Here is an 18,285-nt window from a genome sequence, read left to right on the forward strand (position 1 = left end):
GCACGCGAACGAGGACATAATGACCATCGACCACGACCGCTACGATGATGCCTATATCGCCAGCCTTCTCGGCAAGGTGCGGACGATTGCGCTTGTCGGGGCCTCGCCCAATCCCGCACGCCCGAGTTTCGGTGTCATGCGGTTCCTGCTGTCGAAGGGGTTTCACGTCATCCCAGTCAATCCCGGGCAGGCGGGTAAGGAGATCCTCGGCCAGAAGACCTACGGAACGCTCGCCGAGGTCCCGGAGCCGGTCGACATGGTCGACGTGTTCCGTGCCTCCGAATTTCTCAAGGCGGTGGTCGCGGAAACGGTGGCGCTTTCGCCGCGGCCGAAGGTGATCTGGGGGCAGCTCTCCGTGCGTGACGATGAAGCCGCGCGCGAGGCCGAGGCCGCGGGTATCGCCGTCGTCATGGACCGCTGCCCGGCGATCGAAATGCCGCGCCTCGGCCTTTAGCCTATTCAGCCGGCCAGGAAGTCCGGGCTTGCCCGCAATGCGTTGAGGTCCTGAGAATTCGCGCAGTATTGCGCGAAGTTCGCCGCCGCGTTGCCGTTGGCAAGATCCCGCCTGCATTCGCCCTTCGAAGCGCAATGCGCACAGTTGATCTGCATGTCGCGGAACTGGGCGCGCAGTCGCATTTCGACTTCCGCGGGGTCAATGTTGAGCGCCCGCATCATCTCAAGCATCTCGTCAGCGGCGTGTGGGCCGGCCTTCGCCAGTTCTATCAGCTGGTCGGGTGAGATGCCGCAGTCATGGGCGATGCTCTGGATGGTAAAATCGTCCAGCGAGGCGATCATGTCCGCCTCCGCGCTGTTTTCCCATCCCTTGGCGAACCAGCCGATGACGCGCGACAGAACGGTGCGAGTCGGATCGTTGACGACAGTGTTCATGGACAGCCTCCGGTTTGTAACGTGAGGATGCGGACGAGGCGCGCCGGTTGCATTGATTTCGATCAACAAATCTCACGACGACGTGTCGCCGCAGGCGAAAATTTCCGGGCTGACAATGGCCCGGCAGTCGCTATGATCGCGCCGACAAAAAACAAGTGGAGGCGAGAAATGTCCAAGAATAACCCGGGTTTCGCAACGCTGGCAGTTCATGCCGGAGCCCAGCCCGATCCCGCGACCGGCGCGCGCGTGACGCCGATCTACCAGACCACGGCCTATGTCTTCAACGATGCCGACCATGCGGCGGCCCTGTTCGGTCTGAAGCAATTCGGAAACATCTACACCCGCATCATGAACCCGACTCAAGCCGTGCTTGAGGAGCGCGTTGCGGCCCTTGAGGGCGGCACGGCGGCGCTTGCGGTCGCATCCGGCCATGCCGCGCAGATGCTGATCTTCCACACGTTGATGCAGCCCGGCGACAATTTCGTCGCCGCCAAGAAGCTCTACGGCGGCTCCATCAATCAGTTCGGTCACGCCTTCAAGAACTTCGGCTGGCAGGTGCGCTGGGCCGATCCAGCCGACACGGCGAGCTTCGCCTCGCAGATCGACGAGCGGACGAGGGCGATCTACATCGAAAGCCTTGCTAATCCGGGCGGAACCTTCGTCGACATCGCGGCGATTGCCGAGGTGGCGAAGGCGCATGGCCTGCCGCTGATCGTCGACAACACGATGGCCAGCCCCTACCTGCTGCGGCCGCTCGAACACGGTGCGGACATCGTCGTGCATTCCGCGACGAAATTCCTCGGCGGCCACGGCAATTCGATGGGCGGGGTGATCGTTGACGGCGGTACCTTCGACTGGTCGGCATCCGGCAAGTTCCCGATGCTCTCCGAACCCCGGCCGGAATATTCCGGCGTGGTGCTGCATCAGGCTTTCGGCAACTTCGCCTTCGCGATCGCCTGCCGCGTGCTGGGCCTGCGCGACCTCGGTCCGGCAATCGCCCCGATGAACGCCTTCCTGATCCTCACCGGCATCGAGACGCTGCCGCTTCGCATGCAGCGCCATTGCGACAACGCGCTCAAGGTGGCCACCTGGTTGAAACAGCATCCGAAAGTCGCCTGGGTCAATTATGCGGGCCTCGACAGCGACCCGAACCATGCCCTGCAGAAGCGCTATTCTCCGAAGGGCGCGGGCGCCGTCTTCACCTTCGGCGTGAAGGGGGGGTATGCGGCCGGCAAGGCGCTGGTGGAGGGTCTTCAGCTCTTCTCGCATCTCGCCAATATCGGTGACACACGTTCGCTCGTCATCCATCCGGCCTCGACGACGCATGCCCAGCTCACCGAGGCGCAGCAGATTGCGGCCGGTGCCGGTCCGGATGTCGTCCGTCTGTCGGTCGGGATTGAGGACGCAGACGACATCATCGGCGACCTCGAGCAATCGCTGTCGAAGGTCTGACATGGAGAAGCCGCGGCCAGAACCGCGGCGAGGGGGTCAAATGTCCAATGTTCTGAAATTCGACCCCTCCACGGTTCTGCCGGAGGAGGGGGAGCCGGTTGCGGACCGCCTGATTTCCGGCAGTCCGCGTTTCACCACCTGGAACTTCGAGGAGGCGCCGGGTGGTGTCTATGCCGGCATCTGGCAGTCGACGCCCGGCAAGTGGCGGATATCCTACGACGAGTGGGAATATTTCCACATGCTCGAGGGCCATTCGATCGTTACCGAGGATGGCGGCGAGCCTATCCATCTTCGGGCCGGCGATCGTCTGGTCCTCAGACCCGGCTTCAAGGGAACCTGGGAAGTCGTTGAAACGACTCGCAAGGATTACGTCATCCGGCTCTGACACCAGCATTCCGGCGCGCGCATCTTCCGCGCGCGCCGTCTGGCTCCATGCCCGAGCCCCTGCGCAAATGCGGAGCGACAGGCTCTACCAGACTTTCGGCAACACGTTTCCTCCCATGGGCTGTGAAAGCGAAGCCGATCCGAAGCCGTGGATGTAGGTACGGGCTGTCTCTGCCGTGCCTTGAGATCCGTCAATCCTTGTTGCCGAGGAGAAATGCCTCGGCAAAGTCCTTCGAGGCGATGAAGGAGAGGGTGCGCCGCAACTCCTCTGAGCGCTCCTTGCCGAAGGCGGCGTCGAATCGTGCCTGGGCAATTTTCCAGCGTTCCGTCATCTCCCGCTGCCGCGCCTTGCCCGCGGCGGTGAGGCGTACCCTTTTTGCCCGGCGGTCCTTTTCGTCCGGCACCAGCTCGACCAGTCCGTCGCGAACAAGCGGCTTCAGGGTGTGGCCGAGTGCCGAGAGATCCATCACCATCGCGTCGGCGAGAACCTTCTGCGTCGGGTCGCCCGCGTGGCCGATCTGGGACAGCAGGGAGAACTGGGTGCCGCGCAGCCCGCTATCGCCCAGCACTTCATCGTAGAGCTGTCCGAGTTGCCGCGCCGCGCGTCGCACCGCGCTGCTGCTGCAATGCTGCCAGATGCCGTCATCCTCAATGTTGCTCATGGTGTCCTCTTCGATCGCAACGCCATCCCAACTCGTCTCAACTAGCCCAAATCTGCGGCTCTGCGTGAAAAAAATCGGCAGGGGGGCTTGCAAGCCGAAAGGCATGGCACAAATATAGTGGCATATGCCAGTAAATGCCAACCTAAGGAAAAAGCCTATGTCCACCACCCTTGGAACTGCCCTTGTCACCGGTGCCTCGTCCGGCATCGGCGCCACCTATGCCGACCGACTCGCCCGCCGGGGTCATGACCTTGTTCTGGTCGCCCGCGACACGGACAGGCTGGCCCTTCTCGCTGCCCGCCTGAGTGAAGCCTATGGTGTAAAGGCTGACGTCCTGGCGGCCGATCTTACGCAGCGTCCCGAGGTGTTGAAGGTCGCCGAACGCCTTCGCGCTGACCCGGCGATTTCTCTTCTCGTCAATAATGCCGGCATCGGGCCGAAGGGACCGCTCAAACACGAGAATGACCTCGACTATCTCGATCGCATGGTCGAATTGAATGTGCTGGCCGCGAACAGGCTCGCGACGATTGCCGCCCAGGCGTTCATTGCACGTGGCACGGGGGCGATCATCAATACGGCATCGGTCGTGGCACTTGCGCCGCAGTTCTTCAACGGCACCTACACCGCCAGCAAGGCCTTCGTCCTGGCGCTTACCGAGTCGCTCGCACAGGAACTGCAGGGCACGGGTGTCCGCCTGCAGGCCGTCCTCCCCGGATTGACCCGCACGGAAATCTTCGATCGGGTCGGCAGTTCCTTCGATCACATCGATCCGGCCAAGGTCATGGAGGTTGGTGATCTCGTCGATGCGGCACTTGCCGGCTTCGATCGCGGCGAGCTTGTCACGATCCCGTCGCTCGAGGATCATGGCCTCTACGAAGCCTACGTGTCCGCCCGCAACGCCATGGGGCCTTATCTGACTCTCAGCCGTCCTGCGTCGCGTTATGCCTCGGCCTCGAAAGCGAAAGTCGACGCCTGACGCTGGTGCCTCCCGGTGTTGCTTTCTTCATGGTGCGGGTATATACCCGCACCATGAAGAAACATGTCTGCCACTGTCTCGCGCTCAGAAAGGCATCCCGGAAGGTGACGGCGATCTACGATGCCGCCCTCGAGCCTTTCGGCATTTCGGTCAACCAGTTCAGCGAGTTGCGCCGAATTCGCGCCATGCAGCCGGTTTCGTTGAGCGATCTGGCCATCGCGCTCGACCTTGATCGGTCGACGGTGGGGCGCAACACACGTGTGCTGGAGCGGATGGGTTACGTTGAAACGGTCGAGACCGATGACCGACGTGAAAGTGCTTTCAGTCTGACCCCTGCCGCGCTTTCGGTGCTTGCCGAGGCAACGCCTGCCTGGGATGCGGTTCAGGCCCGCTTCGAACAGAGGTTCGATCCCGTGGTGCTTGACCAACTGTTGGAAAGCCTCGAGACGCTTTAACGATTCAGTTCGTCTCTCTTTTTGATTTGAAGCGGGTATCTACCCGCAAGTTAGAAGGCACTTGCTCATGATCTCGACAAGACTGGCGGTATTTCTCGCCGCACGGGGTGTCCACTATGGTTGGGTGGTGGTGGCGGTGACCTTCCTGACGATGCTGGCGACGGCCGGGGCCATGGGCTCCGCGGGCGTCCTGATCGGCCCGCTCGGAAAGGAGTTTGGCTGGACGACCGAGGAAATCTCGACCGCGATGGCGATCCGGCTCGCATTGTTCGGCCTTCTGGGGCCGTTTGCCGCTGCACTCCTGAACTATTTCGGTATCCGCAGCGTCGTGGCTGTCGCCGTCGGCCTGATCAGCGGTGGCATATTCCTCTCCTTCTTCATGACCGAGCTCTGGCACCTTATCGCCCTTTGGGGGATCGTGGTCGGCATCGGTACCGGAATGACTGCTCTCGTGCTCGGGGCGACCGTCGCCACGCGCTGGTTCGTCGCCCGCCGCGGCTTGGTCGTCGGCCTGATGACGGTCAGCAATGCTACCGGCCAGTTGATCTTCCTGCCGCTGCTGGCCAGCCTGACCGAGCACTTCGGCTGGCGTTTCGCCTTGTCGGTGACGGTCGGCGTGCTGGCGTTTGCCCTTGTCGGCATGCTGCTCTTCATGCGCAACTACCCGGCCGATCTCGGGCTTGCCCCCTATGGCGGCAGGGAGATCCAGCCCGCCCCGCAGCGCACGACCGGCTTTGCCGCCATGCTGGCGGCACCGCTGTTGGTCTTGAAGGACGCGGTCGGCAAGCCGGTCTTCTGGATTCTGTTCTTCACCTTCTTCGTCTGCGGCCTGAGCACCAACGGGCTAATCCAGACCCACTGGATCTCGCTCTGCGGCGATTTCGGCATCGTGCCCGTGGCCGCTGCCGGAATGCTGGCCATGATCGGCATCTTCGACTTCATCGGCACCCTCGGCGCCGGCTGGCTCTCAGACCGCTATGACAACCGTTGGCTCCTGTTCTGGTTCTACGGCCTGCGCGGGCTGTCGCTGATCTTCCTCTCAGTGTCCGGTTTCGACTACGTCACCTTGTCCGTGTTCGCCGTCTTCTATGGTCTGGACTGGGTCGCGACGGTCCCGCCAACGGTCAGGCTGACGGTCGACAATTTTGGGCGCGACAGGGCCAACATCGTCTTTGGCTGGGTGTTCGCGGCCCACCAGCTGGGAGCCGCGACGGCAACCTTCGGGGCGGGATTCATCCGCACCGACTTCGAGACCTTCCTGCCGGCCGTCTATATTGCTGGTTTTATGTGCCTGCTGGCCGCCGGCTCGGTACTCCTGGTTCGTCGTGGGGCAGGGGGCACGCCTGCGGCGCAGCCCGCCTGATCCGTCCCGTCACCAGGTAAGGTCGAGCCGCTCAAGCCCGTGGAAATGATAGACGTCCTTGACCTTGGGCTGCGCAGCGATCCTCAAGCCGGGCAGTCGCCTGAACAAGAGCGGCAGCACGATGTTGAGTTCCAGCCTCGCCAGCGGTGCGCCGATGCAGAAGTGGATCCCGGCGCCGAAGGAGAGGTTGGGCGCTTCGTTGCGCTCCGGTCGGAAGGTGAGGGGATCCTGGAACTTGGCCGGGTCGAGATTGGCAGCCGCAAGAATCATGCTGACCTTGTCGCCGCGCTCGAAGCGGACCCCGTCGATTTCCGCAGGCTCCAGGCAATAGCGCTGGAAGATATGGACCGGGGCGCAGATGCGCAGCGTTTCTTCGACCGTTCGCTCCGTTGCCGCCTCGTCGCGGAACATCTCGGATGTCGAAAGTCCGCTCTCCAGGATGATCCGGACGGAGTTACCGATCTGGTGCACGGTTGCCTCATGACCGGCATTGAGCAGCACGATCGTGGTCGAGATCAGCTCGTCCTCGGTCAGGAACTGTCCCTTGTGCTCGGTGTGGATCATGTGCGTCAGCAGATCGTCACGCGGATTGGCGCGCCGCTCGGCGATCATGCCCCGAACATAGTCCGCGAATTCTCTGGCCGAGCGGTCGGCGGCGTCCTCGTCGGCCCGGCTGCGCTTGAACATGTACATCCCGACATAGTCGTGGGACCATTTGAGCAGCTGCGGACCCATTTCTTCCGGAATACCGATCATCCGGGCAATCATCGTGACGGGGATTATGTCGGCGAAGGTGGACAGCAATTCGGTGCGGCCGTCCTTCTCGAAGCCGTCGATCAGCCGGTTCGCCAGCTCCTCGATCTCCGGCTTCATCTTCTCGACGTGTCGCGACACGAAGGCGCGGTTCACCAGCGTCCGGAGGCGGGTATGCTCCGGCGGTTCCAGCTCAAGCAGCGAGTTGGCCTCCGCGGCATCGAAATGGCGGGTATGGGCGGCCGGCTCCGGCATGCCGAGTTCTTCGCGCGTTGCGATATGCAGGATCTGGCGGCCGAAGCGCCGGTCGCGCAGCAGGCCGTTGACGTGGTCGTAGCCGGTGAAGAACCACTGCTTCTGCTGCTCCCAGTAGAAGGTGGGGCACTCGGCATGCAGCGCGGCATAGACCCTGTTCGGGTCGGAATAGAAGGACGGATCGCGGCCGTCGAGGCTGACGCGGCGCGAAGCGCGGTCGATGGTGAGGAAGGGGAGTGTGCTCATAGCCTGTCTCTATCGAATTCCGTGGCCGCCGGAAAGGGCGATCAGGGCTTCGACAGGCCGGTCTGCAGTGTTGCCTTCGTTGCCAGTTTGCGAAGTGCGGCGACCTGGCGGTCCGTCTGCTCGTCGAGGCCCTCCGGCCCCTGGGCAGGAACGGTGAGCACCTTTTCGCCGACGAGCACGGCACTTCGGTTGCGCCCGCGCGCCTTCGCCTTGTAGAGCGCCCGGTCGGCGCCGCTCATCAGCTTGTCTAGATCCGCTTCGCTGGCGGCTGCGGTGGCGATACCGATGCTGACGGTGACGTCGATCGTGAGCTCGCTGGCAGCGATCTTCGCCGCGGCAAGCGCCATGCGGATGGCTTCGGCCATGAGTGCCGCCTCCCGCATGTCCGCGATCCGCGCCACCAGCATAAATTCTTCGCCGCCGGTGCGGCCGAAGATGGCGGCCTTCGGCGTGAGCTTGCGGCAGATTTCAGCAAACGTCACGAGGACCGCGTCGCCGGCCTGGTGCCCGTGCGTATCGTTGATGCGCTTGAAATGATCGAGGTCGAACAGCAGCAGCGCCACGTCCGGGGCGGCACCGGGTGCGGGGGCGGCAGCCCGTTCAAAGGCTTCGGTGAGCCCGCGACGGTTGAGGGCGCCCGTCAGCGGATCCGTTCGGATGAGGTGCTGCAGCCGCTCTTCGGAGCGGTCCATGACAATCTTGGCACCGATCAGGATGGCGGACAGGAAGCCGAACAGGTTGATGAGCGCCACCATTGTGGCGAACGGAGCGCCCTGGATCGTGGATGGCAGCGCCATGGCGCTCGACACTGCGGCGAACAGGTCGGTGGTCGCCTGTACGGTCCAGATTCCGGTCAGCAGCCGGCGATAGCGTTTCCTGGCGATCTCGAACTGCGCGGCCACCACGGCGAGCAGCATGTGGCCGCAGGCGGCGCCAACATTGTAGAGGGCGATCCGGTAGGCGATATCGTCGCGGATGGCCGGTACCAGCACGCCGGCGATCCAAAGCAGCATCGGGATCGACGCCCAGCCGGCAAGCGGTTGCCTGGCAAGGTGCAGAAGCCCGCCGATCCAGAAGAAGAAGGCGAGCAGGGCAACCGCGTTGGCAACCTCTATCGATACGAGGTCCGGGATCGCGCCGCGGAACCCGACCAGGGCGATTCCCGTGCCCTGGCACAGGAATCCGAGCGCCCACAGGGCGATATGACGCTGGGTCCGGTCGTGGACCCAGACGGCTGCCAGCAGCACGGCCAGCGTCGCGGCTTCCATCGCCCACAGGAGCAATGCGGTCTTTATGTCGAGCACGATTGAGGCCTTGCCTGTGTTCCTTTGGAATTGTCGCAAGATGCGACAGTCCCTTTAACGAGAGATTACCGAATTGTGGCCATTCGCAGGCTCGCGCAAGCTTGGGGGTATTTATTAGCAATTGGTTTACCAAGTGCTTTGCAATAGCTGTGTCTGCGGTGTCCGCCGGCATGGTGATGAAAGAAGGGAGCGTTTATGCGTCTTCCTGAGTACCCGGGGCATTAAGGATAACCGAGCCGCATGTCTTGAATGTCAGGGTGCGGACACTCTATGTAGGGATTGACAGGTTTTTGTTTGATTCCCGCCGCGCATCGAGTGTTTGGGGATGAGGTTGATAAAGGACGGACATGAGAAATCCAGTTGATACCGCCATGGCACTGGTGCCGATGGTCGTGGAGCAGACGAACCGCGGCGAGCGCTCCTATGACATCTTTTCCCGCCTCCTGAAGGAGCGCATCATCTTCCTGACCGGTCCGGTCGAAGACACCATGGCTTCGCTGGTCTGCGCCCAGCTTCTCTTCCTCGAAGCGGAAAACCCGAAGAAAGAGATTGCCCTCTACATCAATTCGCCGGGTGGTGTGGTCACCGCCGGCATGGCGATCTATGATACGATGCAATTCATTCGTCCGGCCGTTTCGACGCTCTGCGTCGGCCAGGCTGCATCGATGGGTTCGCTGCTACTGGCCGCCGGTGAAAAGGGCATGCGCTTTGCCACCCCGAACGCCCGCATCATGGTTCACCAGCCGTCCGGCGGTTTCCAGGGCCAGGCATCGGACATCGAGCGCCACGCACGCGACATCATCAAGATGAAGCGTCGCCTGAACGAAGTTTATGTAAAGCACACCGGCCGCACGCTCGAAGAGGTGGAACAGACCCTCGATCGCGACCATTTCATGGAAGCCGGTGAAGCGAAGGACTGGGGTCTGATCGACAAGATCCTGACCTCGCGCGTAGAGATGGAAGGCGCGCCTGCGGCCTGAGTTTGATCCCTGCGACCACAGTCGGTTCCGACGTCTGAACCGCTTGTGATTATCGTAGGGGTTTAATCTGGTGGGGAAAGCGCTATTAGTACTATTAAGGCTATGTTGTGCTTTTATGACGTAGCCTGACGATTTGAAGGGGTTTTCGTTGCCGCCGATCCTGAAACTGGATTGAATGGATCGGCAAGTACCTCCAAATCGGGTGAGGTTCCGGCCGCGCGTTGCGGCCGGCGCCGGGCGGTGAGAGTGACCGTCCTCCGTTAGTCGGAGGTGCGGCGTGCTGGAAGGATAAAGACATGAGCAAGGTCAGCGGTAGCAACGGCGGTGACTCGAAGAATACCCTTTATTGTTCCTTCTGCGGCAAGAGCCAGCACGAGGTCCGCAAGCTGATTGCCGGACCGACGGTGTTCATCTGCGATGAATGCGTCGAATTGTGCATGGACATCATCCGCGAGGAGAACAAGAGCTCGATGGTGAAGTCCCGAGACGGCGTTCCCACGCCCCAGGACATCATCAAGATCCTCGACGAATACGTGATCGGCCAGAAGCAGGCCAAGAAGATCCTCTCGGTCGCGGTCCACAACCACTATAAGCGCCTGTCGCATGCCTCCAAAGGCGGCGACGTCGAGCTTGCTAAGTCGAACATCCTGCTCGTCGGCCCCACCGGCTGCGGCAAGACCTACCTGGCCCAGACGCTCGCACGCATCATCGACGTGCCCTTCACCATGGCGGATGCGACGACGCTCACCGAAGCCGGCTATGTCGGCGAGGACGTCGAGAACATCATCCTGAAGCTGCTCCAGGCTGCCGATTACAACGTCGAGCGCGCCCAGCGCGGCATCGTCTACATCGATGAAGTCGACAAGATCAGCCGCAAGTCTGACAACCCGTCCATCACCCGCGACGTGTCGGGCGAGGGCGTCCAGCAGGCTCTGCTCAAGATCATGGAAGGTACCGTCGCTTCGGTTCCGCCCCAAGGTGGCCGTAAGCATCCGCAGCAGGAATTCCTGCAGGTCGATACGACGAACATCCTGTTCATCTGCGGCGGCGCCTTCGCCGGCCTCGACAAGATCATCTCCGCCCGTGGCGAGAAGACCTCGATCGGTTTTGGCGCAAGCGTTGCTGCTCCGGATGACCGCCGCGTCGGCGCCGTCCTGCGGGACCTCGAGCCGGAAGATCTGGTGAAGTTCGGCCTCATTCCGGAATTCATCGGCCGTCTGCCCGTCCTGGCGACGCTCGAGGACCTCGACGAGGATGCGCTGATCCAGATCCTGTCGGAACCGAAGAACGCCCTCGTCAAGCAGTACCAGCGCCTGTTCGAGATGGAGGATGTCGAACTGACATTCCACGAGGACGCGCTTCGCGAGATCGCCCGCAAGGCGATCGTCCGCAAGACCGGCGCCCGCGGCCTGCGTTCGATCATGGAGAAGATCCTGCTCGACACCATGTTCGAACTGCCGGAGCTCGAAGGCGTTCGCGAGGTTGTCATCTCCGAGGACGTCGCCCGCGAATCTTCGCGTCCGCTCTACATCTATGCCGATCGCCAGGAAGAGAAGGCCAACGCCTCCGCCTGATCCGGTTGATCGATTGATCTGAAAAGCCCGCCTTTGGCGGGCTTTTTTCGTCTTGGGTGGATAAATGATCGGGAAGAACAGTGATTTTGCCGTTCTCCAGTTTTCGAGGGGGACGGCTTAGTCTACAAAGGGATAGGTGCTTCGCTGCAGACTGTCGTTCGCCCTCGGGCAGGGCAGGTTCGTATCGGGTTCGTCGCGCAAGCCCGCGTGTAGCTTTGAGTAGCCGACTGTAGCGTGGCTGTCATATTTGCCGGCGGCCGCTGTTTCGACAGGCTTGAATTCATTGTCGCGCAACTCCACTTGTTGGAGGAGCAAGAGATGTGCCAGTTGCCTCAGGGGACTGGCACCAGGTCCCGGTCCCTGCCGGGACGTCGGAAAGGAACTGAAATGTCGAAAACGTCTGCAGCAAATGAAGGGAATATCTACCCGGTATTGCCTCTGCGCGACATAGTGGTGTTTCCACACATGATCGTGCCTCTGTTCGTCGGGCGAGAGAAATCCATACGCGCTCTCGAAGAGGTGATGGGTTCCGACAAGCAGATCATGCTGGCAACCCAGATCAATGCCGGAGACGATGATCCGTCGCCGGACGCCATCTACGAAGTCGGCACCGTCGCCAACGTCCTTCAGCTGCTGAAGCTTCCGGACGGCACGGTGAAAGTCCTCATCGAGGGCCGCGCCCGTGCGAAGATCGGAGCCTATACGAGCCGCGAAGAGTTCTACGAAGCCACCGCCCAGATCCTGGCCGAGCCGGCGGAAGATCCGGTCGAGATCGAGGCGCTGTCGCGCTCGGTGGTCTCGGAGTTCGAGAACTATGTCAAGCTGAACAAGAAGATCTCCCCCGAGGTCGTCGGTGCCGCGAGCCAGATCGAGGATTACTCGAAGCTTGCCGACACGGTCGCATCGCACCTCTCCATCAAGATCACCGAGAAGCAGGAAATGCTGGAGACGGTGAGCGTGAAGACGCGCCTGGAAAAGGCGCTCGGCTTCATGGAGGGGGAAATCTCGGTTCTCCAGGTGGAAAAGCGCATCCGCTCGCGTGTCAAGCGCCAGATGGAAAAGACCCAGCGCGAATACTACCTCAACGAACAGATGAAGGCGATCCAGAAGGAGCTCGGCGACGGCGAAGACGGCCGCGACGAGATGGCCGAACTGGAAGAACGCATCGCCAAGACCAAGCTGTCCAAGGAAGCCAAGGAAAAGGCCGACGCGGAACTGAAGAAGCTTCGCCACATGAGCCCCATGTCGGCCGAGGCAACGGTTGTCCGCAACTACCTCGACTGGCTGCTTGGCCTGCCCTGGGGCAAGAAGTCGAAGGTCAAGGTCGACCTCAATGCGGCGGAAAAGATCCTCGACGAGGATCATTTCGGTCTCGACAAGGTCAAGGAGCGCATCGTCGAGTATCTCGCCGTTCAGGCGCGCGCCACGAAGCTCAAGGGCCCGATCCTTTGCCTCGTCGGCCCTCCGGGCGTCGGCAAGACCTCGCTCGCCAAGTCGATCGCCAAGGCGACCGGACGCGAATACATCCGTATGGCGCTGGGCGGCGTGCGTGACGAAGCCGAGATCCGCGGTCACCGCCGTACCTATATCGGTTCCATGCCCGGCAAGGTCATCCAGTCGATGAAGAAAGCGAAGAAGTCCAACCCGCTCTTCCTTCTCGACGAGATCGACAAGCTGGGCCAGGACTATCGCGGCGATCCGTCGTCGGCGCTTCTCGAGGTGCTGGATCCGGAACAGAACTCGACCTTCATGGACCACTACCTGGAAGTTGAGTACGACCTGTCGAACGTGATGTTCATCACCACGGCGAACACGCTCAACATCCCGGGCCCGCTGATGGACCGCATGGAGATCATCCGGATCGCCGGCTACACCGAGGACGAGAAGCTGGAAATCGCCAAGCGGCACCTGCTGCCCAAGGCGATCAGGGAACACGCCCTGCGGCCCGAGGAGTTCTCGGTTGCCGACAGCGCGATCGTCGCCATCATCCAGCAGTATACCCGCGAAGCCGGTGTGCGCAGCTTCGAGCGTGAGCTGATGAAGCTCGCCCGCAAGGCCGTCACCGAGATCATCAAGGGCAAGGTCAAGTCGATCGCGGTCACCGCCGAGAACATCCACGACTATCTCGGCGTCCCGCGTTACCGTCACGGCGAAGCCGAGGGCGAGGACCAGGTCGGCATCGTCACGGGTCTCGCCTGGACCGAGGTCGGCGGCGAACTGCTGACGATCGAAGGCGTGATGATGCCGGGCAAGGGCCGGATGACCGTCACGGGCAACCTGAAGGATGTTATGAAGGAGTCGATTTCGGCTGCCGCGTCCTATGTCCGCTCGCGGGCCGTGGACTTCGGCATCGAGCCGCCGCGCTTCGACAAGTCCGACATTCACGTGCACGTTCCGGAAGGGGCAACCCCGAAGGACGGTCCGTCGGCCGGCGTTGCCATGGCAACCGCCATCGTCTCGATCATGACCGGCATCCCGGTCAACAAGGACGTGGCAATGACGGGCGAAATCACGCTGCGTGGCCGCGTCTTGCCGATCGGCGGTCTCAAGGAGAAGCTGCTCGCGGCTCTTCGCGGCGGCATCAAGAAGGTTCTGATCCCGGAAGAGAATGCCAAGGATCTGGCGGACATTCCGGACAACGTGAAGAACAGTCTTGAGATCGTTCCCGTCTCCCGCATGGGTGAGGTCATCCGCCACGCTCTCGTGCGCGTACCTGAACCGATTGAATGGGACGGAACGGTTGAAACTCCGGCTATCGGCACCGTCGAAGGTGCGGAGGAAACCGGGTCGGCGATCGCCCATTGAGGCCTTTTTGCCTCACTCTTGCCAAATTGGCACATTGACGACAAAAAGGCTGGCAAAAAAGCCAGCCTTTTTTGTGCAAAGAGCCGGAAAAGGCTTGTTTTCCGGGCGATTGCGGTGCTTTTCAGTTGCCTAGGGCAGATGCTTACGTATTCTCCGCCCGACTTATCCATTGAGTCGTTTCATACCAATCAGAAAGGGTGGAAACATGAACAAGAACGAACTCGTATCCGCGGTTGCCGAAAAGGCCGGCCTCACCAAGGCCGATGCAGCTTCCGCCGTTGACGCCGTTTTCGAAACGGTTCAGGCCGAGCTGAAGAACGGCGGCGACGTTCGCCTCGCTGGCTTTGGTGCTTTCACGGTTGCTCGCCGCGAAGCTTCCAAGGGCCGTAACCCGTCGACCGGCGCAGAAGTCGACATCCCGGCTCGCAACGTTCCGAAGTTCACGGCCGGCAAGGGCCTGAAGGACGCTGTAAACAGCTGATCGGTCTAGCCCGTATGCTCCTCTAAGGGGAGGGACCGGGCGCACCGAATGTTAAAGCCCGGCTTCGTGCCGGGCTTTTTTCGTGCGTCGGCTTGCCTCGTTCGGAAGCTTGCCGTATCGAAAATCCGCCGGTTCGTCCGGCATTCGTTCTCAGGGCGGGGTGAAAGTCCCCACCGGCGGTAGGGGAGATCTCTCCCGAGCCCGCGAGCGCCTTTCGTCAACGCGCCGGAAGGGTCAGCAGATCCGGTCGAAATCCGGAGCCGACGGTCATAGTCCGGATGAAAGAGAATGAGGCAGGTGATCGCAGTGCCGTGTGATCGTGCGTCATGCGCGATACGTGGTTGCGATCGATGACGGTTGCCGGTTGCACGACCGGCACCGTCCGCGAAGCGGTTCGCTCCGGCGGATCCGTGACACGCTTCCTCATGCGTCCTGATTTGTGTTGGTCCTTTTGAAGGAATGAAGACATGAATCAGAGCTCCTTGTCGCTCTCCCGCTCCCGCGCTTTTGCCGGGGCCTCGTATATGGTTCTGGCCGGCATCGCCTTTGCGTTGCTCAACGTCGCCACCCAGTGGCTTGCCATGACCCTGTCCTTTCCGCCGGCCGCAACCGCGTTCTGGCAATATGCCTTCGCCCTCGTGCTTTCCGCGCCGCTGCTCTTCAGGCTGGGGTGGAAATCGATGCGCACGCGTTTTGCCGGGCGTCATCTGCTGCGCGTCGTCCTCGCGGCCCTCGGCGTCCAGACCTGGGTCGCAGGCCTCGCGTCGGTGCCGATCTGGCAGGCGATCGCGCTCGTGATGACCTCTCCCTTCTTCATCATCATCGGGGCGCGCCTGTTTCTCGGCGAGACGGTCGGCCGTGCCCGCTGGGCAGCGACTTTCACCGGATTTGCCGGCGCCATGATTATCCTGCAGCCTTGGGCCGATAGTTTCTCGCCGGCCGCCCTGCTGCCGGTGCTGTCCGCGTTGCTCTGGGGCGGTTCGTCGCTTCTGATGAAGAACCTGACGGCCTTCGAACCGCCGGAAACCATCACCGTCTGGCTTCTGGTGCTGCTGACGCCGATCAATGCCGGCCTTGCCCTGGCGTCCGGCTTTGTTGTTCCGTCCGGGCTTGCGCTCGCGCTGTTGCTGGCCGCCGGTCTCCTGACCGTGGTCGGTCAGTATCTGCTGACACTCGCCTACAATGCGGCTGATGCCGCCTATGTCCAACCCTTCGATGACCTGAAACTCCCGCTCAATGTGCTCGCCGGCTGGCTGGTTTTCGGTTATGCGCCGGCCGGCTATCTCTGGCTCGGCGCCCTGCTGATCCTCGGGGCATCGCTTTTCCTGATGACGGCCGAACTGCGCAGGGAGCGACAGGTCCGGTAATCAAAGGAGGGCACCGACAATCCCTTCCGTTGTCATCCGCCTGTCATCGGCATGACGCAAAAGCCTCCTGTTCCTTATCGAATGGAAACAGGAGGTTTTCCCATGACCTATGGCTTTACGCGCGCGGCCCTGACCGCCGCCCTTCTCGCCTCCGTCGCCGCACCGGCCGGCGCCGAGCAGGTTTTCAACCGCATCTCGTCCTTCCCCGTTGCCGCGAACCTGCCGGCCGACAAGGACAAGCTCTCGACCACGTCCGCAGAGATCGTCACGGCAAGTGAAGACGGCAATACGCTGGTCTATTCCGACAGCCCGCTCGGCGCGATCGGCTTCGTCGACATCTCCGACGCCAAGGCACCGAAGGCCGGTGGCGCGCTGATGATGGACGGCGAACCGACCTCCGTCACCGTCGTCGGCGGCAAGGTTCTGGTTGCCGTCAACACCTCCGAAAGCAAGGCCAAGCCGTCGGGTAAGCTTGCCATCGTCGATCTCGCATCCAAGGCGATCGACGCCACCTGCGATTTGGGCGGCCAGCCTGATTCCGTCGCTGTATCGGCCGACAAGAGCTTTGCCGCGATCGCCATCGAGAACGAACGCGACGAGGATGTCGACGAGGGCAAGATCCCGCAGATGCCGGCCGGCGATCTCGCGATCGTGTCGTTGAAGGACGGCGTCGCCGATTGCGCCTCGGTCAAGCATGTCGACCTGACCGGTATCGCCGAAGTGGCACCCGAAGATCCGGAACCGGAATTCGTCTCGATCAACAGCCTCGGCGAGATCGCCGTCACGTTGCAGGAAAACAACCACATCGCCATCATCGACGGCAAGACCGGCGCGGTGAAGACGCATTTCTCTGCCGGCGCGATCGATCTGGCCGGCATCGACACCAAGTCGGACGGTGCGCTGAAGTTCACCGGCAAGAAGGAAGGCGTCCTGCGTGAGCCCGACGCTCTGAAGTGGCTTGACGACAACCGTTTCGTCGTTGCCAACGAAGGCGACTATGAAGGCGGTTCGCGCAGCTTCACCATCTTCGACAAGACCGGCAAGGTTCTCTTCGAATCCGGCCCGTCGCTCGAGCTCGAGATTGCCCGCATCGGCCATTTCCCCGACAAGCGCGCAAAGTCCAAGGGCGTCGAGCTCGAAGGCCTGGAAGCAGCCACCTTCGGCGACCAGAAATACTTCTTCGTGCTCTCGGAGCGCGCCTCCATTGCCGCCGTCTACAAGGATACCGGAGCGGAGCCCGAACTCGTTCAGCTGCTGCCCTCCGGCGTCTCGCCCGAAGGCGCCGTCGCCATTCCCGGCCGCAACCTCTTGGCGACCGCCAATGAAGTCGATCTCGGCGAAGACGGCGGCCCTCGCTCGCACGTCATGATCTACGAGCGCGGCGAAGGTGAAGCGACCTATCCGATGGTGCGCTCGGAGACCGTCGACGGTGCTCCGATCGGCTGGGGCGCGCTGTCCGGTCTGGTCGGCGACGCCGAGAAGGCAGGCACGCTCTACGCCGTCAACGACAGCTTCTACGCCATGCAGCCGACCATCTTCACGCTCGACGCGACCAGCAAGCCGGCCGCCATCACCGCTGCCCTGCCGGTCACCCGCGCCGGCCAGCCGGCACAGAAGCTCGACATCGAAGGCATCACGCTCGACGGCAAGGGCGGCTACTGGCTCGCCTCCGAAGGTGATCCTGCCAAGCTCGTCGGCCACGGCATCTACAATGTCGACGCCAAGGGTGAGATCAAGGCGGAGATCGGCTTCCCCGTCGAACTCCTCGCCGGCCAGACCCGCTTCGGCCTGGAAGGCATCACCTCCGTCGGCGAAGGCGACGACCTTACGCTCTGGATGGCCGTCCAGCGCGAATGGGCCGATGACGAAAAGGGCACCGTGAAGCTGCTCTCCTACAAGCCGAAGTCGAAGGAATGGGGTGCTGTGCGCTATCCGCTCGACAAGGCCGAGGAAGGCTGGGTCGGGCTCTCTGAAATCACCGCCCATGGCGACCACGTCTACATCGTCGAACGTGACAACCAGGTCGGCAATGCCGCCAAGATCAAGAAGCTCTACCGTGTGGCGATCGCCGATCTGAAGCCGGCAGCCCTCGGCGGTGAACTGCCGCTCGTCAAGAAGGAAGAAGCCCACGACTTCCTGCCAGACCTGAAGGCCGCCACGAACGGCTACGTCGTCGACAAGCTCGAAGGTTTCGCCTTCGACGCGGAAGGCAAGGCCTTTGCCGTCACCGACAACGACGGCGTTGACGACTCTTCCGGCGAGACCCTGTTCTTCCCGGTCGACCTCAAGGGCACCAACTGATCAAGATCGTCCTCCCAAGACGATTGGAGGCCGGGTGAG

Annotated in this window: 16 protein-coding genes and 1 riboswitch; of the genes, 12 read left to right on the forward strand and 4 right to left on the reverse strand. The window is 62.1% G+C overall.

Features of this window, described 5'->3' with window-relative positions; translation table 11 throughout:
• Window positions 1-25 precede the first annotated feature (25 nt).
• The gene (locus ACX93L_RS14420) at window positions 26-454 is read left to right on the forward strand and encodes a CoA-binding protein (protein WP_459405825.1); all 429 of its coding nucleotides are present in this window, start codon (window positions 26-28) and stop codon (window positions 452-454) included.
• Window positions 455-459: 5 nt separating this feature from the next.
• Here ACX93L_RS14420 and ACX93L_RS14425 read toward each other — a convergent pair whose 3' ends face one another.
• On the reverse strand, window positions 460-888 hold the full coding sequence (locus ACX93L_RS14425; RefSeq protein ID WP_459405507.1) for a DUF6455 family protein: 429 nt from the start codon (window positions 886-888) through the stop codon (window positions 460-462).
• Between the two features lie 168 nt (window positions 889-1,056).
• Between ACX93L_RS14425 and ACX93L_RS14430 the strand changes: the two genes are divergently transcribed.
• Window positions 1,057-2,340 carry an O-acetylhomoserine aminocarboxypropyltransferase gene (locus ACX93L_RS14430; protein WP_459405508.1) on the forward strand — a complete coding sequence of 428 codons (1,284 nt, stop codon included), beginning with the start codon at window positions 1,057-1,059 and terminating at the stop codon, window positions 2,338-2,340.
• A gap of 40 nt (window positions 2,341-2,380) precedes the next feature.
• Window positions 2,381-2,725 carry a cupin domain-containing protein gene (locus tag ACX93L_RS14435; protein WP_459405509.1) on the forward strand — a complete coding sequence of 115 codons (345 nt, stop codon included), beginning with the start codon at window positions 2,381-2,383 and terminating at the stop codon, window positions 2,723-2,725.
• A 190-nt stretch (window positions 2,726-2,915) separates the two neighbouring features.
• On the opposite strand, the gene ACX93L_RS14440 is transcribed toward ACX93L_RS14435, so the two are convergent.
• On the reverse strand, window positions 2,916-3,386 hold the full coding sequence (locus ACX93L_RS14440; protein WP_459405510.1) for a MarR family winged helix-turn-helix transcriptional regulator: 471 nt from the start codon (window positions 3,384-3,386) through the stop codon (window positions 2,916-2,918).
• A gap of 157 nt (window positions 3,387-3,543) precedes the next feature.
• Between ACX93L_RS14440 and ACX93L_RS14445 the strand changes: the two genes are divergently transcribed.
• From ACX93L_RS14445 to ACX93L_RS14455, 3 genes are all read left to right on the forward strand, one after another.
• Complete coding sequence (locus tag ACX93L_RS14445; protein WP_459405511.1) at window positions 3,544-4,362, forward strand: SDR family NAD(P)-dependent oxidoreductase; 819 nt, start codon at window positions 3,544-3,546, stop codon at window positions 4,360-4,362.
• A gap of 29 nt (window positions 4,363-4,391) precedes the next feature.
• Window positions 4,392-4,817, forward strand: a complete 426-nt coding sequence (locus ACX93L_RS14450) for a MarR family winged helix-turn-helix transcriptional regulator (protein ID WP_459405512.1) — start codon at window positions 4,392-4,394, stop codon at window positions 4,815-4,817.
• A 67-nt stretch (window positions 4,818-4,884) separates the two neighbouring features.
• On the forward strand, window positions 4,885-6,180 hold the full coding sequence (locus tag ACX93L_RS14455) for an MFS transporter (protein ID WP_459405513.1): 1,296 nt from the start codon (window positions 4,885-4,887) through the stop codon (window positions 6,178-6,180).
• A gap of 9 nt (window positions 6,181-6,189) precedes the next feature.
• Here the strand turns inward: ACX93L_RS14455 and ACX93L_RS14460 are convergent, their stop codons facing one another.
• Entirely contained in the window at window positions 6,190-7,434 is a 1,245-nt protein-coding gene (locus ACX93L_RS14460) for a cytochrome P450 (protein ID WP_459405514.1), read from the reverse strand.
• Window positions 7,435-7,475: 41 nt separating this feature from the next.
• The gene (locus ACX93L_RS14465; protein WP_459405515.1) at window positions 7,476-8,738 is read right to left on the reverse strand and encodes a GGDEF domain-containing protein; all 1,263 of its coding nucleotides are present in this window, start codon (window positions 8,736-8,738) and stop codon (window positions 7,476-7,478) included.
• 347 nt (window positions 8,739-9,085) lie between these two features.
• Between ACX93L_RS14465 and clpP the strand changes: the two genes are divergently transcribed.
• The 6 genes from clpP to ACX93L_RS14495 all read left to right on the forward strand — a co-directional run bounded on the left by clpP (window position 9,086) and on the right by ACX93L_RS14495 (window position 18,246).
• A complete protein-coding gene (clpP, locus tag ACX93L_RS14470) occupies window positions 9,086-9,718 on the forward strand; it encodes an ATP-dependent Clp endopeptidase proteolytic subunit ClpP (protein ID WP_169588842.1) in 633 nt (210 codons plus the stop codon).
• A gap of 296 nt (window positions 9,719-10,014) precedes the next feature.
• Entirely contained in the window at window positions 10,015-11,292 is a 1,278-nt protein-coding gene (gene clpX, locus ACX93L_RS14475) for an ATP-dependent Clp protease ATP-binding subunit ClpX (protein WP_169588840.1), read from the forward strand.
• Between the two features lie 387 nt (window positions 11,293-11,679).
• The gene (lon, locus tag ACX93L_RS14480; protein ID WP_459405516.1) at window positions 11,680-14,097 is read left to right on the forward strand and encodes an endopeptidase La; all 2,418 of its coding nucleotides are present in this window, start codon (window positions 11,680-11,682) and stop codon (window positions 14,095-14,097) included.
• 205 nt (window positions 14,098-14,302) lie between these two features.
• Window positions 14,303-14,578, forward strand: coding sequence for a DNA-binding protein HupB (gene hupB / locus ACX93L_RS14485; RefSeq protein ID WP_099057464.1), 276 nt, complete (start codon window positions 14,303-14,305; stop codon window positions 14,576-14,578).
• 142 nt (window positions 14,579-14,720) lie between these two features.
• Window positions 14,721-14,872: riboswitch (FMN riboswitch) on the forward strand.
• Window positions 14,873-15,045: 173 nt separating this feature from the next.
• Entirely contained in the window at window positions 15,046-15,945 is a 900-nt protein-coding gene (locus tag ACX93L_RS14490; RefSeq protein WP_459405517.1) for a DMT family transporter, read from the forward strand.
• 102 nt (window positions 15,946-16,047) lie between these two features.
• Window positions 16,048-18,246: an esterase-like activity of phytase family protein gene (locus ACX93L_RS14495; RefSeq protein WP_459405518.1), complete on the forward strand. Its 2,199-nt coding sequence runs from the start codon at window positions 16,048-16,050 to the stop codon at window positions 18,244-18,246.
• Window positions 18,247-18,285: the final 39 nt, after the last annotated feature.

It is taken from the genome of Rhizobium sp. CAU 1783 (assembly GCF_054551725.1).

Excerpts from the sequence above, each read along its gene's own strand:
- ACX93L_RS14435 (WP_459405509.1), top strand. The coding sequence starts at position 2,381 with ATGTCCAATGTTCTGAAATTCGACCCCTCCACGGTTCTGCCGGAGGAG.
- hupB (WP_099057464.1), top strand. The coding sequence starts at position 14,303 with ATGAACAAGAACGAACTCGTATCCGCGGTTGCCGAAAAGGCCGGCCTC.
- ACX93L_RS14445 (WP_459405511.1), top strand. The coding sequence starts at position 3,544 with ATGTCCACCACCCTTGGAACTGCCCTTGTCACCGGTGCCTCGTCCGGC.
- ACX93L_RS14425 (WP_459405507.1), bottom strand. The coding sequence starts at position 888 with ATGAACACTGTCGTCAACGATCCGACTCGCACCGTTCTGTCGCGCGTC.
- ACX93L_RS14430 (WP_459405508.1), top strand. The coding sequence starts at position 1,057 with ATGTCCAAGAATAACCCGGGTTTCGCAACGCTGGCAGTTCATGCCGGA.
- ACX93L_RS14495 (WP_459405518.1), top strand. The coding sequence starts at position 16,048 with ATGACCTATGGCTTTACGCGCGCGGCCCTGACCGCCGCCCTTCTCGCC.
- ACX93L_RS14450 (WP_459405512.1), top strand. The coding sequence starts at position 4,392 with ATGGTGCGGGTATATACCCGCACCATGAAGAAACATGTCTGCCACTGT.
- ACX93L_RS14460 (WP_459405514.1), bottom strand. The coding sequence starts at position 7,434 with ATGAGCACACTCCCCTTCCTCACCATCGACCGCGCTTCGCGCCGCGTC.
- lon (WP_459405516.1), top strand. The coding sequence starts at position 11,680 with ATGTCGAAAACGTCTGCAGCAAATGAAGGGAATATCTACCCGGTATTG.
- ACX93L_RS14455 (WP_459405513.1), top strand. The coding sequence starts at position 4,885 with ATGATCTCGACAAGACTGGCGGTATTTCTCGCCGCACGGGGTGTCCAC.
- ACX93L_RS14490 (WP_459405517.1), top strand. The coding sequence starts at position 15,046 with ATGAATCAGAGCTCCTTGTCGCTCTCCCGCTCCCGCGCTTTTGCCGGG.
- clpX (WP_169588840.1), top strand. The coding sequence starts at position 10,015 with ATGAGCAAGGTCAGCGGTAGCAACGGCGGTGACTCGAAGAATACCCTT.
- clpP (WP_169588842.1), top strand. The coding sequence starts at position 9,086 with ATGAGAAATCCAGTTGATACCGCCATGGCACTGGTGCCGATGGTCGTG.
- ACX93L_RS14440 (WP_459405510.1), bottom strand. The coding sequence starts at position 3,386 with ATGAGCAACATTGAGGATGACGGCATCTGGCAGCATTGCAGCAGCAGC.